The following is a 15158-nucleotide window of genomic DNA, read 5'->3' on the forward strand; positions in this document are numbered from 1 at the left end:
GTCGTCCATGGCACACCTCCTTGACCATTGCCGTGGAGGGACCGTCCTACCACGCTCCATCCACGGCTGTCAGCGAAGGTCGTGCGGACGCCAGCGCTCATTCGATCTTGAGCGCCGCGACCTCGCCTTCGTTCATCAGCGGCACGTAGAGGATCGACTTGCCGTCGGTGCCGATATCGGCGCTGCCCGGCTTGAAATGCGCCACCGCTTCCGGGGCTGCGCCGGTCCGGTATCGGTAGAGCGTGCCGGTCATGTAGGCCGTCGCATAGATGGTGCCGCCGATGGCGACGACGCCGTCGAGGTCGGCGAAGTTTTGGGCGCCCGCCAGCGGCGTCACCGCCTTGCTGGCGATGTCGACCGCCAGCAGCCCGCCGGGCTCGGCCGTGCTGAAGTCGGCCTTGATGCCCTTGCCCCAGGAGGCCACGATCAGCCTGTCGCCATCGGCGAACACGCCGTTGGGCGAGGCCAGCAGCAGATCCTTGACGAACAGTTCCGGCCTGTCGCCGTCGATGCGGTAGATCGCATCCGCCAGCATGTCGGTGACGTAGACCTTGCCCGAGGCATCCGCAGTCATGTCGTTGAGGAAGACCGCGTTAGGGACCACGATGCTGGCGATGAGCTTGCCGCTGGCGAGGTCGACGACACGGATTTTGGTGATGTCGGCGACATAGAGCTTGCCGCCCGATATCGCCATGCCCTTGGGCGCGTCCATGCCGTCGGTCCAGTGCTGGCTCACCATCTTGCCATCCGTTGACAGCAGGCTGAGGTAGCCGTTGCCGTCGGCGTCGCCCGGATTGCCGACGATGTTGGAAACGATGATGCGGCCGTTGGCGGCGTCGAACAGCGCCGATTCAGGCTGTTCGAGGCCCGTTTCGCGCCAGAGCTCGTCGGCCTGGGCGGCCTGGGCGGCGGCAATGCCGATGGCGGCGATGAAGGCGGAAGTGACGAAGATGTTCATGGCTGCTCTCCTGTGATGTCAGTGAACAGCCAGGATTTTCGATACTTCTCGGGAAGCCGGATTGAAGCTAGTATCGAATATCGATACGAAACCGCCAGCAAGAGGCGCATCCCATGAACGGCCCAATCTTCGAGGCGCTGAAACGGACACTGAAGGCCAAGGGTGTCACCTATCGTGAGCTCGGCGAACGGATGGGCGTTTCCGAGCCGACGGTGAAGCGCATCTTCCATGAGAAGAACTGCAAGCTCGACCGGCTGGTGGAGATCTGCGCCGCCGCCGGCGTCGAACTGGAAAACGTGCTCGGCTCGATGAACCGCGGGCCGGGGCCGGTCAACCACATCGCGCCCGAGATAGAGCGACGGCTCGCCAGCCGGCCGGCGCTGCTGTTCGTCTTCGTCATGCTGTCGGAAAAATTCACGCCTGAAGGCATCAGGCGCTCGCAAGGCCTGAGTGAGGCCTCGATGTTCCTCTATCTGCGCGACCTCGAGCAACTCGGCCTGATCGGGCTTGGCCGTGGCCTGTCGGCGAAACTGCTGGTCGAAACCCCGATCCAGTGGAATTTCGAGGGGCCGCTCAGGCCGCTGTTCGAGATGACCAACAAGAATTTCATCGGCTGGGCCATCACCCATATCGAGAAGGAGGCGACCTTCGTCAGCTTCTCCAGGCGGATGCGTCCGGAGACGGCGGAGATGGTGCGGCGCGAGGCCGAGGAATTGGCCGACCGGGCGAGACTGCTGGCGCATCACGACCAGCACACCACGCCCGAGGACGGGTTGATCGGCTACAAATGGACCTTTGCCTTTGGCGCCACGCCATTCGAGGCGATCATGCCCATCGGGCCGCATCCACGCGATGCCGGGGCGCGGATGGAGGATCAGCCTTCCCTGGCGAAAGGCCGCCGGCCGCTACCCGCTTAGACCGGCCGAGGTCCGCCGCCCATCAGCCGGCAGTGGCGGCAAGATCATCCGCGGACGAGGCGCCGGCGAGATCGTCGCGTGCCTTGCGGGCGAGCTTTTTCGTCGCGTGCTTGGGGCTGTCGCCGAACAGTTCGGCTGCCTCGGCGAGACAGGCTTTCCTGAGGCTCTTTTCCGAGCGCTTGAGCAACTTGCCGAGAAGTTTTGTGTCCTCGGGCGGCCCCAGCGGCTCGCTATCCGCCTCGAGCAGCGCGCGCATGACGAACACATCATGCAGTTCACCGAGCCGCTCGCCCAGTTCATCCACGGCCTTGCGCCTCGCCTTGATCGGGGTCGGCCACAGCCTGCCCAGCAGCGACAGATGCATGCCATGCGTCTTGGCCGCCTTGCGCAGGTCATGGAAATCGTCGGCCTCACCGCGCGTGCCGGCCTTGTCGAGCGCCTTCCTGGCGCGGCGCAAGGCGACGCGGGCGCCTTCGGCAAGCACGTCGGCGGCCTGTTCCGGCTGATCGGGCAAAGCAAGGGTTTCGATGCGCTTCAGGCCGTCTTCGCAGGCGGCGGTGGCCGCCCCGATCGCCGCCTTCAGGCCCGCGCCTTCGTGCAGATCATGCTGGCGTGCGATCAACCTGTCGCGCACGGCATCAAGTCCGCCATCGACGCTTTCCCTGGCGAAGCCCGCCGCCAGCCGATCGATGGTCTCGATCAGGGCCGTGGCTTCACGCGGGCCGGCAAGCAGCGCCGCGACGTTTCGATAGCACTGGTTCTCCGTGGCGCAGAATGTTTCGTCTCCGGAACGAACGAGGCGCAACAAGGCACGCGCGCTCTTCAGCCGCTTGCGGCACTTGTGCAGCCCCTGTTCCGGCCGGGTGTGCGCCGTCTCCAGATGCAGCAGGGCCTTGCCGATCTCCTCGGCAAGAATACGCCTGACCTCGCCGGTCAGCGGCAGGCGCGGGTCGATACGAAAGCTCATGCGGCGATCTCCGGTATCCCCCCGAGGGCGAGCGACGCGTTGTAGAATTTCTGCTCGCCGGTCACTTCCCGGCCGAGCCAGTCAGGCAGCATTTCGTCCGGAACCTCTTCCGGCGTCTCGAGCTCGGCCACCACAAGTCCCGCCAGTGCACCGCCAAAGACATCGACTTCATAGAGATAGCCGCGATGCCTAACATGGTGACGTGTCTTCTCGATGACACGTCCGATGGCGAAGTCCAGCATCTCCACCGCCTCCGCCAGCGGGATCGGGTATTCGAATTCGTCGCGCTCGCGCGCGCTGCTGCCGAATTTGAGCGTCAGCTTGGCGGAGGCGCCATCACTGATGCGGATGCGGACGGTTCGCCCGGGTGCCGTGGCGAGATAGAACTGGAGAATGCGGATATCCGCTTCCGCCAGATCCCGCCATGCGGTGCTGGAGACCAGGAACTTACGCTCGACTTCCTTGCCCATGGCCGCGCACTAAAGCGGTTGCCGCGCGCGATGGCAAGACAGCGCCGCACACAAGTTGACCTTAATCAATCGATTGATTAAGGTCTTTGGCATGATCAAATTGCCAGACGCCAAGAGACCCCGCCGCGAGACCTCCCCGGCAGAGCCGACGCGCGCCGCGCTTGTCCAGGCGGCGTTGAAACTGTTCGGGCGGCAGGGCTTCGACGGCACCTCGACGCGCGAAATTGCCGCCGAGGCAGGGGCCAATATCGGCTCGATCGCCTATCATTTCGGCGGCAAGGAAGGTCTTCGCGCCGCTGCCGCCGACTTCATCGTCGAGACCATCCAGGGCATCGCAGGGCAGGCACTGGGCGCCGGCGAGGGGCTCGGCCACGGACAGGCGGCGGCAAGCGATCCTGAGGCGGCGCGCGCGCAGCTCTTCACGGCACTCGAGCGGATGGTCGGCTTCATCGTGGCACAGCCGCAGGCCGGAGAGATCGTGCAATTCGTGCTGCGCGAGCTGTCGCATCCGACGGCGGCGCTCGACCGCATCTATGACGGCGTCTTCGAGCCGACGCACCGTCGGCTGTGCCAGATGTGGGAGCAGGCCACCGGCGAGCCGGCCGAGAGCGAACGCACCCGACTCACCGTGTTCACGTTGATCGGCCAGGTCATCTATTTCCGCATCGGCCGCGAGGCTGTCATGCGCCGCATGGGCTGGCGCGACATCGGCGCCGCCGAGGTCGCCAAGGTGGTGGCGGTCACCACGGACAATCTCGGCGCCATACTGGCCGCCCGGAAGGGGCCAGGGATGAAGGGATTAAAACAATGAGCTTTCTGTGTTCGCTGCCGCTCGCCGCGCAGTTGTTCGGTGCCTGCGCGCCGGCGGCACCGCTCGCCGTCGGTTATGTCGAGGGCGATTATGTGCTCCTGGCGCCGATCGAGGTGGCGCAGGTCGAGACGGTGGCGGTGAAGCGCGGCGACCGCGTCACGCCGGGAGCCACCGTGGTGACACTCGAAAATGCCGACGCCAAGATCGCGGTGGCGCAAGCGCAGGCGGCGCTGGCCCAGGCGCAGGCGCAGTATGCCGATCTCCAGGTCGGCAAGCGGCCGGAAGAGATCGCCGTGCTGAAGGCCGAGGTCGACATGACCAAGGCACAGGCCGCCGACGCCAAGCGAAAATTCGACCGCGCCAGCGACCTGTTCAAACGCGGCGCCGGCACGCAGGCTGATTTCGACACGGCTTCCGCGACGCTGGAGACGGCCAATGCGCAGGTCGGCCAGGCGGAGGCCAACCTGGCGGTCGGCGGCCTGCCGGCGCGCGCCGAAACGATCAAGGCCGCCGACAATCAGGTCAAACAGGCGCAGGCGGCACTGGATCAGGCGCAATGGCGGCTCTCCAAACGGGTGTTGGCCGCGCCTTCGCCAGGCCGCGTCAACGACGTCATCCGCAATCCCGGCGACACGGCGGGCCCGACCGCGCCGGTCATCTCGGTGCTTCCCGACGGCGCGGTGAAGCTCAGCGTCTATATTCCGGAAAGCGCGTTCTCCTCGGTCAAGGTCGGCAGCCCGCTCAGCGTCCATTGCGACGGCTGTGGCCCGGAGGTGAAGGCGCGCGTCAGCTATGTCTCGCCCGATCCCGAATTCACCCCGCCGGTGATCTACTCCCTGGAAAACCGGCAGAAGCTGGTCTACCTCGTCGAGGCGCGGCCGGAGGGCGATGCGGGGCCGCTGCAGCCCGGCCAGATCGTCGATGTCGATCTCGCGGATATGGGAAAATGAACGCCATCGACGTTCACGGCCTGGTCAAGCGCTTCGGCGACAAGACCGTCGTCGACCATGTGACGATGTCGGTCGCCGAGGGCGAGATCGTCGGCTTCCTCGGCCCCAACGGCTCGGGCAAGACCACCACCATCCGCATCATGTGCGGCCTGCTGACGCCGGACGAGGGTGAAGGCACGGTGCTGGGCTTCAACATCCGCACCGACAGCCTCAGGATCAAGCGCGAAGTCGGCTACATGACGCAGAAATTCTCCTTCTACGAGGATCTGACGATTGGCGAGAACCTCGAATTCGTGGCGCGGCTCTACCGGCTGCGGCCGGTCGAGGACTATGTCTCGCGCACGCTGGAGGAGCTCGGCCTGACGACGCGCCGCAACCAGCTGGCCGGCACCTTGTCCGGCGGCTGGAAGCAGCGGCTGGCGCTGGCCGCCTGCATCATGCACAAGCCGAAACTGCTGCTGCTGGACGAGCCGACGGCCGGCGTCGACCCGAAGGCGCGGCGCGAGTTCTGGGACGAGATCCATCGCCTGGCGAGCGGCGGGCTGACCGTGCTGGTGTCCACTCATTACATGGACGAGGCCGAGCGCTGCCACCGCATCAGCTACATCTCCTATGGCAGGATGCTGGCCACCGGCACCGTCGCCGAGGTGGTGAAGAATGCAGGCCTGACCACCTTCGTGCTGCAAGGTCCAAAGCTCGACGAGGTGGCGCAAGCACTGCAAGGCCGCCCCGGCGTCGACCAGGTGGCGCCGTTCGGCGCGACGCTGCACGTCGTCGGTTCCGACCGCGAGAAGCTCGAGGCCGCGCTTGCCGATGTCGAGAGGGAGCACAAGGGCGTGACGGTGACGCCGGGCGAGACCAGCCTGGAGGATGTCTTCATCCAGTTCATGTCGGGATCGAAGGACAACATGGCATGAACAGCGTCTTTTCCTTCGCCAGGCTCGGCGCCCTGCTGATCAAGGAGTTCATCCAGATGCGGCGCGACCGCATCACCTTCGCCATGATGCTGGGCGTGCCGCTGATCCAGCTCGTCCTGTTCGGCTACGCCATCAACAACGACCCGAAGAGCCTGCCGGCGGCCCTGGTGGCGACCAGCAGCGATCCCTATACCCGCGCCATGGTCGCGGCGCTGCAGACCACCGGTTACTACCGCTTCGACCATGTCGCGCAAAGCGCCGAGGAGGCCGAGTTCCTGATGGCGCGCGGCGACGTCGCCTTCGTCGTCACCATCCCGGCCGATTTCGCCCGCCGCGTCGAGCGCGGCGACAAGCCGCAAATCCTGATCGAGGCCGACGCCACCGATCCGGCGGTGGCCAGCGGCGCCATCTCGACGCTCGGCACCATCGCCGGCCAGGCGCTGCTGAGAGCGCAAGGCACGCAGGAAGCCGCGGCGGAAGCCGCCAGGGGGCAGCTCGATGTCGTCGTCCACCGCCGCTACAACCCCGAAGGCATCTCGCAATACAACATCGTGCCCGGCCTGCTCGGCGTCATCCTGCAGATGACCATGGTGATGATGACCTCGATCGCGCTGACGCGCGAGACCGAGCGCGGCACGATGGAAAATCTCCTGGCGATGCCGTCGAGCCCGCTGGAGATCATGATGGGCAAGGTGCTGCCCTACCTGGCGGTCGGCGCGGTGCAGGTGGTGGTGGTGCTGGCGGCGTCGAAGCTTCTGTTCGCCATCCCCTTCACCGGCTCGATGACGCTGCTTTTGTCGGCGGTGCTGGTGTTCGTGCTGTCGCTGGTGCTGCTCGGCTACACGATCTCGACGATCGCACGCACGCAGATGCAGGCGCTTCAGCTCACCTTCTTCTTCTTCCTGCCCTCGATCATGCTGTCGGGCTTCATGTTCCCCTATCGCGGCATGCCGGACTGGGCGCAGACCTTCGGCGAGATCTTCCCGCTGACGCATTTCCTGCGCATCACCCGCGCGGTGATGCTGAAGGGCGCGGAACTGCCGGCGGTGGCGACCGAGATCGGCTGGCTGGCGGTTTTCGTGGCGCTGTTCGCCGGCGTGGCGCTGGTGCGGTTCAGGCGCACGCTGGACTGACGAGAGCTGACCTGTGCGCCCTACGCCGCCATGATCCCGGCATAGGTGCCGAAATCGACATTGCCGCCGGACAGCACCACGGCAACGCATTTGCCGGACAGCTCGATCTCACCCGATGACAGCGCCGCCAGCGCGACGCAGCCTCCGGGCTCGACCACCAGCTTGAGATAGGCCATGGCGTCGCGCATCGCCTGCCTGACGGCATCCTCGGAGACGGCGACGGCGCCGGCGAGGTTGCGGCGGTTGATCTCGAAGGTGATCGCGCCCGGCTCGGCGGTGAGGATGGCGTCGCAGATCGAACTGTGGCCAGGCTCGTTCGAAACCCTGGCGCCCGCGGCCAGCGAGCGGCGCGTGTCGTCGAAATGCTCGGGTTCGACAGCCCAGATCGCGGTGCCGGGCGAGGTATCCTTCACGGCGACCGAGATGCCGCTGGTCAGGCCGCCGCCACCACAGGGGATGACGACCGCGTCGAAGCCGACACCCAGAGCCCGCGCCTGCTTGACCAGCTCCAGTCCGATCGTGCCCTGGCCGGCAATGATGGCCGGATCGTCGAAAGGCGGCACCAACGCCATGCCCTTGTCGAGATAGGGGCGCACCACCGTCATGCGGTCGTCCTTGAATCGGTCGAAGGGCACCACCTCGGCGCCCATCCTGCGGACATTGGCGATCTTCATGTCAGGTGCATCCGCCGGAATGGCGATGACCGCCTTGACGCCGAACATGGCGGCGGAAGCCGCCACGCCTTGCGCGTGATTGCCCGAAGAGAAAGCGACGACGCCACGCGAGCGCTCCGCCTCGCTCAGCGTCGACAGCTTGTTGTAGGCACCGCGGAACTTGAACGAGCCGGTGCGCTGCAGCGTCTCCGGCTTGAACAGGATGCGGCCGCCGAAGCGCCTGTTCAGCTCCTGCGATTCGATCAAGGGGGTCTCGACGATCAGGCCCGAGAGCCGTGCAGCGGCGGCGTGGATGTCGGCGATGCCGGGAGGGGTGATCATGGCGTGTCCTGTAGCGATGCGATCCGGCCATGGTGCACGCAAAGGCGCGCGCGATGCCAACGAAAAGATGTGACCGGGACAAAGTTCGCGATTGTGATCAAGACACAAACGCATCCAGCGTTGCGGCCGTCACGCCCGCATATCGAAATTCACCCCAGCAATGTCCGCTGCCGCTTGCTGCCGCCCAGCTTGCGCCAATTGTTGAACCGATGCGTGGCGGCGGCAAACGAGATCTTCATCTGCTGGGCGACCGAATAGCGCGACTTGCCCTCGTCGAACATGCGGTAGCAGCACTCGACGCCTTCCTCTGTCAGCTTGCCGTCGGGTGCCTTATTGTGCGGGTTGGCGGGGTCGAATTTCTCGACCTGCTGCTCGACCAGCCCCTTCAGGCGCTGCAGGTCGGCCTCGATGCTGGCGATGAGATCGAGGACCGGTTTCGGGTCGTAGGCGTGCGGAGGCTTCTTGGCCGTCATCAGCTCGTTCCTTTTTTGGCTTGGCCCGATATATAGGTAAACATTCGCTGATAATGAAGGGGGGATGCCCGGTGCCGGCTCAACTATTCTTGACCGTGGCCAAGCGCACGATTGACCAAGGACGTTGCAAACCATAGTTTAGAACAATTCTAAACTAGGGTGATTTCCTCATGCTTTCCCGTGTTTTCGGCTTCGGCCGCCGCTCCTTCGAATCGCTCTCCGAACAGGAGATCCTGGCGCTGGCCATTTCATCGGAGGAGGATGACGGGCGTATCTACCGGGCCTATGCGGACGGATTGTCCGAGACCTTTCCGCAATCGGCCAAACTCTTCGAGGCCATGGCCGAGGAGGAAGACGGCCATCGCGACTCGCTGATCGAACTCTTCCGCAAGCGTTTCGGCGAGCGCATTCCGCTGATCCGCCGTGAACATGTGAGGGGCTATTTCGAGCGCAAGCCCGACTGGCTGGTGCGGCCGCTCGGCATCGAGGCCGTGCGCCGCCAGGCCGAGGCGATGGAGCGGCAGGCCTATCTGTTCTATGTCGAGGCGGCCAAGCGCACCACCGACGCCTCGACCCGCAAGCTGCTCGACGATCTGGCCGCGGCCGAACAGGGCCATGAAAGCTCGGCGCATGCGCTGGAGCAGAAACACGTGCCGGGCGAAGTCAAGGTCGAGGAGGCGACCGCCGAGCAGCGCCAGTTCATCCTCACCTATGTGCAGCCGGGCCTGGCCGGGCTGATGGACGGGTCGGTGTCGACGCTGGCGCCGATCTTCGCCGCCGCCTTTGCCACCCATGACACCTGGCAGACGCTTCTGGTCGGTCTCGCCGCCTCGATCGGCGCCGGTATCTCGATGGGTTTCACCGAGGTCGCTTCCGACGACGGCAAGCTGTCGGGCAGGGGTTCACCGATCAAGCGCGGCCTGACCGTCGGCATCATGACGACGCTGGGCGGCCTCGGCCACGCGCTGCCCTATCTCATCCCGCATTTCTGGACCGCGACGGCGGTAGCCGCCGTGGTGGTGTTCTTCGAACTGTGGGCCATCGCCTTCGTCCAGAACCGCTACATGCAGACCCCGTTCCTGCGCGCCGCCTTCCAGGTGGTGCTGGGCGGCGCCCTGGTGTTCGCGGCGGGCGTGCTGATCGGGAATGCGTAAACAAAGTGGCGAGGTCAGCGCTGCCCCTCATCGCCCTGCCGGGCACTTCTCCCCGTATAGTGACGGGGAGAAGGAGGCTGGCTGCAGCGCTGGCTCCTTTCTTCCAACGCTGGCGATTGGCGAAACCGGCGATGGCAGGCAGGTGAGGGGCGGCGCCAACGTCAGCCCAATAACTCTACCCATTCACGGCCCGGCTGTCCGCCGGCGCCTCGTTCCTCTCGACCAGTCCGTAGTCGCGCACCACGTGCGCGATCCGCAATCGATGGCCGGCAAAGATACCGCCGCGCCCGGCCCGCTGCGCCTGCCGGTGCTCTTCGGTGTTGCGCCAGGCCTTCACCGCCTCCTCGTCGCGCCAGAACGACAGCGACAGCACCCGGTCCGGGTCGGCCAGGCTCTGGAAGCGCTCGACGGAGATGAAGCCGTCAATGCCGTCGAGCAGCGGCCGCAGGTCGGCGGCTATGCCCAGATAGGCCTCGCGCCGGCCCTGCGCAGGCTGCACCTCGAAGATGACGGCGATCATGTCCTCACCAGCGGCGCATACGGGCCGGAAGCCAGTTTCAGGAACATGCGGTCCTCCTTGAGGATGAAGCGTTCGCGGCGGGCGAATTCATAGTTTGCTTTGCCGGCGGGGTCCGCGGCAAGCCGGGCGCGGTAGGCTTCATAGGCGGCAAGGCTTTCGATGTTGTAGGCGGCATAGGCCGTGGTGGCCGAGCCCTCATGCGGCGCGAAATAGCCGATCAGATCGGCGCCGCAGCGTGGAATGGCCTGACCCCAGTTGCGGGCATATTCCTCGAAGGCGGCCTTGCCGAACGGGTCGATCTCGTAGCGGATAAAGCAGGTGATGGTCATGGTCGGCTCCTTGGGTGTTTAGCGGCGACAGTTCGGGCGGCGTCGAAACGTCGTGCCACCCGATCTGCTAGGCAGATGAGTTGGCGATCACACCTGCCAGAAGGATTTCGCGCATTCGCGGCGCACATCCTCCCGTGTCAGGCCGAGGTCACGCAGCAGGTGGTCGTCGATCTCCGAGAGGTCGCGGCGCTGCGCATGGCGGTCATACCAGCGGGCCAGCAACCGTGAGCGGACCCAGGTGACGAACGGGAACGATTGGCGGCGGGGCACCGGTTCGGGGGTGAAAGCGATTCGTGCGGCCATCCTCGTCTCCTTGATCCCGTCGCAGAATAATGGTTATCTGACAAGAATGCTTCGATGAGGATCAAACCATGCGTGAAGGACCCGACATTGCCCGCATCGCCAGCCTGGTCGGTGATCCGGCCCGCGCCAACATGCTGAATGCCCTGATGGGCGGTACGGCATTGACCGCGAGCGAACTGGCGCTGGAGGCCGGCGTGTCGCTGCCGACCGCCTCCTCGCATCTGTCCAAGCTGATGGAGGGCGGGCTGCTGACCTTGGCCAGCCAGGGCCGGCATCGCTATTACGGTCTGGCCGGCCCGCAAGTGGCCGGCATGATCGAGGCCATCACCGGCGTTGCGGAAGCCGTTGGCCCCAAGCGCGTGCGGCCGGGCCCGCGCGACGGCGCGATGCGCGTCGCGCGCGTCTGCTACGATCACCTTGCGGGCGAGCAGGCCGTTGCGATGCTGGACCGCCTTGTGGAGAAAAACATACTGGTCCGCAACGACAAGGAGATCAGGCTCGGGCCGTCCGCCGCATCGCATTTCGCGGCGATCGGCATCGATGTCTACACCAAGCCGCGGCGGCCGGTGTGCCGCGCCTGCCTCGACTGGAGCGTGCGGCGCTCGCACCTCGCCGGGACGCTTGGCGCCGCCATCCTCGACAAGATCCTTGCCGAGAAATGGGCGCGCCGCGAGAAGGACAGCCGCGCGGTGATTTTCTCGCCGCCGGGCAAGCAGGCGTTCGAGAGGGTGTTTTTGGGGTGAGGTCGGCGCGCCGAAAGTCGAGCTAGCCGCGCTTCAGCACCTTCCCCTTCTTGAAGAAATCCACCCACGGATCGGCTTCCGAGAGCCGTTTCAGCGTCGTCTTGTCGCCGATCGGGAAGGCGTTCGGCGGCAGGCCGGCCTCGATCTCGGCCCAGGTCACCGGCATCGACACCGTCGCGCCCTTCTTGGCGCGCGAGGAGTAGGGCGCGACGGTGGTCGCGCCGCTGCCGTTGCGCAGGTAGTCGACGAAGATCTTCCCCGTGCGCGCCTTCTTCGACAGCGTCGCGGTGTAGCGATCCGGCGCGCCTTGCTCCAGCGCCCTGGCGAAATCATGGGCGAAGCCTTTGACCTCGGCCCAATCCGCCGACGGCTTCAGCGGAACGACGACGTGAAAGCCCTTGCCGCCCGATGTCTTGACGAAGTTGGGCAGCGACAGCTCGTCGAGCTTGCCCCTGATGTCGAGCGCCGCCTCGCGCACCGCCTTCACATCGACGCCCTCGTCGGGGTCGAGGTCGAAGACGACCTGGTCGGGCTGTTCAAGCTTGTCGATGGTGCAGCCCCAGATATGGATCTCGACCACGCCGAGCTGGACCAGCGCCGCGATGCCGTCGAAATCGCGGATGAACAGGATTTCCTCGCCATCCGTGGGGTCCTTGGTCTTTTCGATCTTCGCATGCATGCCGGGCGAGGCATGCTTCTGGAAGAAACGCTGGCCGCCGACGCCATCGGGCGCCCTGACAAGGCTGAGCGGGCGGTCGACCACGAACTGCTTCATGCGCGGCCATACCAGCGCGTAATGATCGAGCAGGGCCTGCTTCGAGATCTTTTCGTCGGGCCACAGAAGCTTGTCCGGGTGGGACAGCTTCACGCTGGTTTTCGCCGCTGTTGCTGCCGTAATGGCGCTGCCTGCCGCCGGCTTGGCCTTGGCGGGGCTCTTGCCTGTCGCTGTTTTGGTTCCCGTTGCCCCTGTTCCCGTTGCATTGGGCTTTTCCTGCACGACTTCCTCCGCCGGCTTGTCCTCGCGCAGCCCCTGGAACGAAGCATGGCGTATAATACGGTCCGACGTCCAGCTGCGAAACTCCACTTCGCCGACCAGTTCCGGCTTGACCCAGACCAGGCCCTTGCCCTTCGGCACGGCCGCATCGAAGGGCGAGGCGTCCGCCTTCAGCGCATCGAGCTTCTTCTTCAGGTCGTTGGCGCTCTTGGTGGAGAAGCCGGTGCCGACACGGCCGGCATAGTGCAGGCTGCCGCCTTCGAAATAGCCGACCAGCAGCGAGCGCAGGCCGCGCCCGGTCTTGTCCGACGGCAGATAGCCGCCAATGACGAATTCCTGCCGTGCCGTGCATTTCGATTTGACCCATGCCGGACTGCGCCCGCTCCGGTAGGGCGCATCGGCGCGTTTTGAGACGACGCCTTCCAGCCCCATGCGGCAGGCATGTTCCAGCATGATCTTGCCGGGTTCGGCAAAATGGTCGGAGAAACGCACCGCCGCGGTGTCGGACGGCTCGCCGAGCAGCGCCTGCAGGGCCTGCTTGCGCTCGACAAGCGGCTCGCGGCGCAAATCCTTGCCGTCGAGCCGCATCAGGTCGAAGACGTAATAGATGAAGCGGTTCGTCCGCTTCGCCGACAGATCCTGCTGCAGCAGCGCGAAGGAGGACACGCCGCTGTCGGCCAGCACGACGATCTCGCCGTCGAGGATGGCGTCGCTGCATTTCAGCCCGGCGAGTTCGGCCGTGATCTCGCCGCCGAATTTTTCCGTCCAGTCCAGCCCGGTGCGGGTCAGTAGCCGAACGTCGGTGCCGGCGATCTGTGCCTGCATGCGGTAGCCGTCGAACTTCACCTCATGCAGCCAGTCCTGGCCCGACGGTGCGTCGCGCTCCAGCGTGGCGAGCTGTGGCTCGATGAAATCGAGCTTCTTGCCGCCGGTCTTGGCCTTGCCGGCGGCCGGCTTGTTCGAATGCCAGACCTTCGGCTTCTCGCCCTTGGCCGCCTTGCCTTCGCCGACCTCCTCGATCGTCAGGCCTGATTTCACCGATTTCGGCTCGTCTTGCAGAATATCCTCGCCGGGGCGTGCGGCGGCATCGTCCGACTTGATCAGCAGCCAGTTGTCGCGTTTTTCGCCGGGCCGCGGCCGCAGCCGTACCAGATGCCACTTGCCACGCAGCTTGTGGCCCTCGAGCTCGAAGTTGATGTGCCCCTTCGCCATCATCTTGGCCGGATCGCCCTCGGGCATCCAGGTGCCCTCGTCCCAGACGAGGACCGAGCCGCCGCCATACTCGCCCTTGGGGATGGTGCCTTCGAAGCCGGCATAGTCGATGGGATGATCCTCGACATGCACGGCCAGCCGCTTTTCGTGCGGATCGAGGCTCGGGCCGCGCGTCACCGCCCAGCTCCACAGCACGCCGTCATGCTCGAGGCGAAAATCGTAATGCAGCCTTGTGGCGGCATGCTTCTGGACGACGAAGATGCCGCCGTCCTTCTTGCCGCGCGCAACCTTACCGGCCGGCTCGGCGGTCTTCTTGAAGTCACGCTTCGAATGATACTGTTCGAGGCTGCTGGCCATCTCGTATCCTCAGGCCGATTTGCGCTTCGGCGCAACGCTTTTCGCCTTGGCACGTTTGGCCGCCGGCTTGGCTTTCGCCGGGGACGACTTGGTTTGTCCTGAACCCGAATCCGACGACAAGCTCTTCTTCAGCGCGTCGAACAGGTTGACGACATTGGAGGGTTTGGGCGCCTCCTTGGCCTTGGGCGCCTTGTGCCCCGCCTTCTTGGCGCGGATCAGCTCGAGCAGGGCTTCCTCATATTTGTCGTCGAATTTCGAGGGATCGAACTTGGTCTTCTTCTTGTCGATGATGAGCTCGGCCAGATCGGTCATCTCCTGGTCGGTCTTCACCGCCTCGATGTCGCCGAAGACGGTCTCCGGCTGGCGCACCGTGTTGTCGTAGCGCAGCGTGGTCAGCACCATGCCCTTGCCGAGCGGCTCGATGACCACCGGACGCTCGCGTCGATAAAGGACGATGCGCGCCAGCCCGGCCATCTTCTTGCCCGCCATCGCGTCGCGGATGACGGCGAACGCCTCCTCCGAAACCTTGTCGGCCGGCGCGACATAGTAGGGGGTGTCGAGATAGATCTGCCGGATCGAGGATTTGTCGACGAAGCCGTCGAGGCTCATCGTGTGCGAGGTTTCGATCTGCACCGCCTCGATCTCGTCCTCCTCTATATGGACGAAGTCGCCCTTTTCGATCTCGTATCCCTTGATCTCGTCGCCGTCCTCGACCGGTTTGCCGGTCTCGGCGTCGACATAGATCCGCTTCACCGTATTGCCGGTCTTGCGGTTCAAAATGTGGAACGAGACCTTGTCGGCATGGGTGACCACGTTGGTCAGTTCGATGGCGCAGGTGACCAGCGAGAGCTTCAGATAGCCTTTCCAGGCCGGGCGCGGCGCCATGATGATTTCCCCGTGAGAAAGATCAGCTGGAACGGGCGACCACCCCGCTCGGTTCCAACCCGGTCGGGCC

General features: G+C 65.2%; 17 protein-coding genes. 7 read left to right on the forward strand and 10 right to left on the reverse strand.

Annotation, left to right across the window (positions count from 1 at the left end; all coding sequences use genetic code 11):
• Positions 1–97: 97 nt before the first annotated feature.
• A complete protein-coding gene (locus tag FJ943_RS02060) occupies positions 98–958 on the reverse strand; it encodes an ATP/GTP-binding protein (protein ID WP_140719528.1) in 861 nt (286 codons plus the stop codon).
• Positions 959–1071: 113 nt separating this feature from the next.
• Between FJ943_RS02060 and FJ943_RS02065 the strand changes: the two genes are divergently transcribed.
• Positions 1072–1875, forward strand: a complete 804-nt coding sequence (locus FJ943_RS02065; RefSeq protein ID WP_140719530.1) for a helix-turn-helix transcriptional regulator — start codon at positions 1072–1074, stop codon at positions 1873–1875.
• A 22-nt stretch (positions 1876–1897) separates the two neighbouring features.
• Here the strand turns inward: FJ943_RS02065 and FJ943_RS02070 are convergent, their stop codons facing one another.
• Entirely contained in the window at positions 1898–2842 is a 945-nt protein-coding gene (locus FJ943_RS02070; protein ID WP_140719532.1) for a CHAD domain-containing protein, read from the reverse strand.
• Positions 2839–3312 carry a CYTH domain-containing protein gene (locus tag FJ943_RS02075; protein WP_015314767.1) on the reverse strand — a complete coding sequence of 158 codons (474 nt, stop codon included), beginning with the start codon at positions 3310–3312 and terminating at the stop codon, positions 2839–2841. The genes FJ943_RS02070 and FJ943_RS02075 overlap by 4 nt, the downstream gene beginning before the upstream one ends.
• A gap of 91 nt (positions 3313–3403) precedes the next feature.
• Here FJ943_RS02075 and FJ943_RS02080 point away from each other — a divergent pair, with 91 nt between their 5' ends.
• Genes FJ943_RS02080 through FJ943_RS02095 form a run of 4 tightly spaced genes read left to right on the forward strand, consistent with a single transcriptional unit; the run spans position 3404 to position 7123 of the window.
• On the forward strand, positions 3404–4123 hold the full coding sequence (locus FJ943_RS02080; protein ID WP_140719534.1) for a CerR family C-terminal domain-containing protein: 720 nt from the start codon (positions 3404–3406) through the stop codon (positions 4121–4123).
• Positions 4120–5073: an HlyD family efflux transporter periplasmic adaptor subunit gene (locus tag FJ943_RS02085; RefSeq protein ID WP_140719536.1), complete on the forward strand. Its 954-nt coding sequence runs from the start codon at positions 4120–4122 to the stop codon at positions 5071–5073. Before FJ943_RS02080 ends, FJ943_RS02085 begins: the two co-directional genes overlap by 4 nt.
• Positions 5070–5990, forward strand: a complete 921-nt coding sequence (locus FJ943_RS02090) for an ABC transporter ATP-binding protein (RefSeq protein ID WP_140618109.1) — start codon at positions 5070–5072, stop codon at positions 5988–5990. Before FJ943_RS02085 ends, FJ943_RS02090 begins: the two co-directional genes overlap by 4 nt.
• A complete protein-coding gene (locus tag FJ943_RS02095) occupies positions 5987–7123 on the forward strand; it encodes an ABC transporter permease (protein ID WP_140618111.1) in 1137 nt (378 codons plus the stop codon). Before FJ943_RS02090 ends, FJ943_RS02095 begins: the two co-directional genes overlap by 4 nt.
• 20 nt (positions 7124–7143) lie before the next feature.
• Here the strand turns inward: FJ943_RS02095 and FJ943_RS02100 are convergent, their stop codons facing one another.
• Both FJ943_RS02100 and FJ943_RS02105 read right to left on the reverse strand, forming a co-directional pair.
• Positions 7144–8118 (reverse strand): threonine/serine dehydratase, encoded by a 975-nt coding sequence (locus FJ943_RS02100; protein WP_140719538.1) that lies wholly within the window; start codon positions 8116–8118, stop codon positions 7144–7146.
• Between the two features lie 149 nt (positions 8119–8267).
• A complete protein-coding gene (locus FJ943_RS02105; RefSeq protein ID WP_140618115.1) occupies positions 8268–8591 on the reverse strand; it encodes a hypothetical protein in 324 nt (107 codons plus the stop codon).
• 170 nt (positions 8592–8761) lie between these two features.
• Here FJ943_RS02105 and mbfA point away from each other — a divergent pair, with 170 nt between their 5' ends.
• Positions 8762–9745 carry an iron exporter MbfA gene (gene mbfA, locus FJ943_RS02110; RefSeq protein ID WP_015314774.1) on the forward strand — a complete coding sequence of 328 codons (984 nt, stop codon included), beginning with the start codon at positions 8762–8764 and terminating at the stop codon, positions 9743–9745.
• Positions 9746–9920: 175 nt separating this feature from the next.
• On the opposite strand, the gene FJ943_RS02115 is transcribed toward mbfA, so the two are convergent.
• From FJ943_RS02115 to FJ943_RS02130, 3 genes are all read right to left on the reverse strand, one after another.
• Complete coding sequence (locus FJ943_RS02115; protein ID WP_140719540.1) at positions 9921–10265, reverse strand: antibiotic biosynthesis monooxygenase; 345 nt, start codon at positions 10263–10265, stop codon at positions 9921–9923.
• Positions 10262–10594, reverse strand: a complete 333-nt coding sequence (locus FJ943_RS02120) for an NIPSNAP family protein (protein ID WP_140719542.1) — start codon at positions 10592–10594, stop codon at positions 10262–10264. The genes FJ943_RS02115 and FJ943_RS02120 overlap by 4 nt, the downstream gene beginning before the upstream one ends.
• A gap of 87 nt (positions 10595–10681) precedes the next feature.
• Entirely contained in the window at positions 10682–10897 is a 216-nt protein-coding gene (locus FJ943_RS02130; RefSeq protein ID WP_140618124.1) for a DUF1127 domain-containing protein, read from the reverse strand.
• Between the two features lie 68 nt (positions 10898–10965).
• Between FJ943_RS02130 and FJ943_RS02135 the strand changes: the two genes are divergently transcribed.
• Positions 10966–11640 carry a winged helix-turn-helix domain-containing protein gene (locus FJ943_RS02135; RefSeq protein WP_140618125.1) on the forward strand — a complete coding sequence of 225 codons (675 nt, stop codon included), beginning with the start codon at positions 10966–10968 and terminating at the stop codon, positions 11638–11640.
• A 22-nt stretch (positions 11641–11662) separates the two neighbouring features.
• Here the strand turns inward: FJ943_RS02135 and ligD are convergent, their stop codons facing one another.
• Both ligD and FJ943_RS02145 read right to left on the reverse strand, forming a co-directional pair.
• Positions 11663–14203, reverse strand: coding sequence for a DNA ligase D (gene ligD, locus FJ943_RS02140; RefSeq protein WP_140719545.1), 2541 nt, complete (start codon positions 14201–14203; stop codon positions 11663–11665).
• Positions 14204–14212: 9 nt separating this feature from the next.
• Positions 14213–15088: a Ku protein gene (locus FJ943_RS02145; protein WP_140618129.1), complete on the reverse strand. Its 876-nt coding sequence runs from the start codon at positions 15086–15088 to the stop codon at positions 14213–14215.
• Positions 15089–15158: the final 70 nt, after the last annotated feature.

It is taken from the genome of Mesorhizobium sp. B2-3-10, from assembly GCF_006442275.1.
Taxonomy (GTDB): domain Bacteria; phylum Pseudomonadota; class Alphaproteobacteria; order Rhizobiales; family Rhizobiaceae; genus Mesorhizobium; species Mesorhizobium australicum.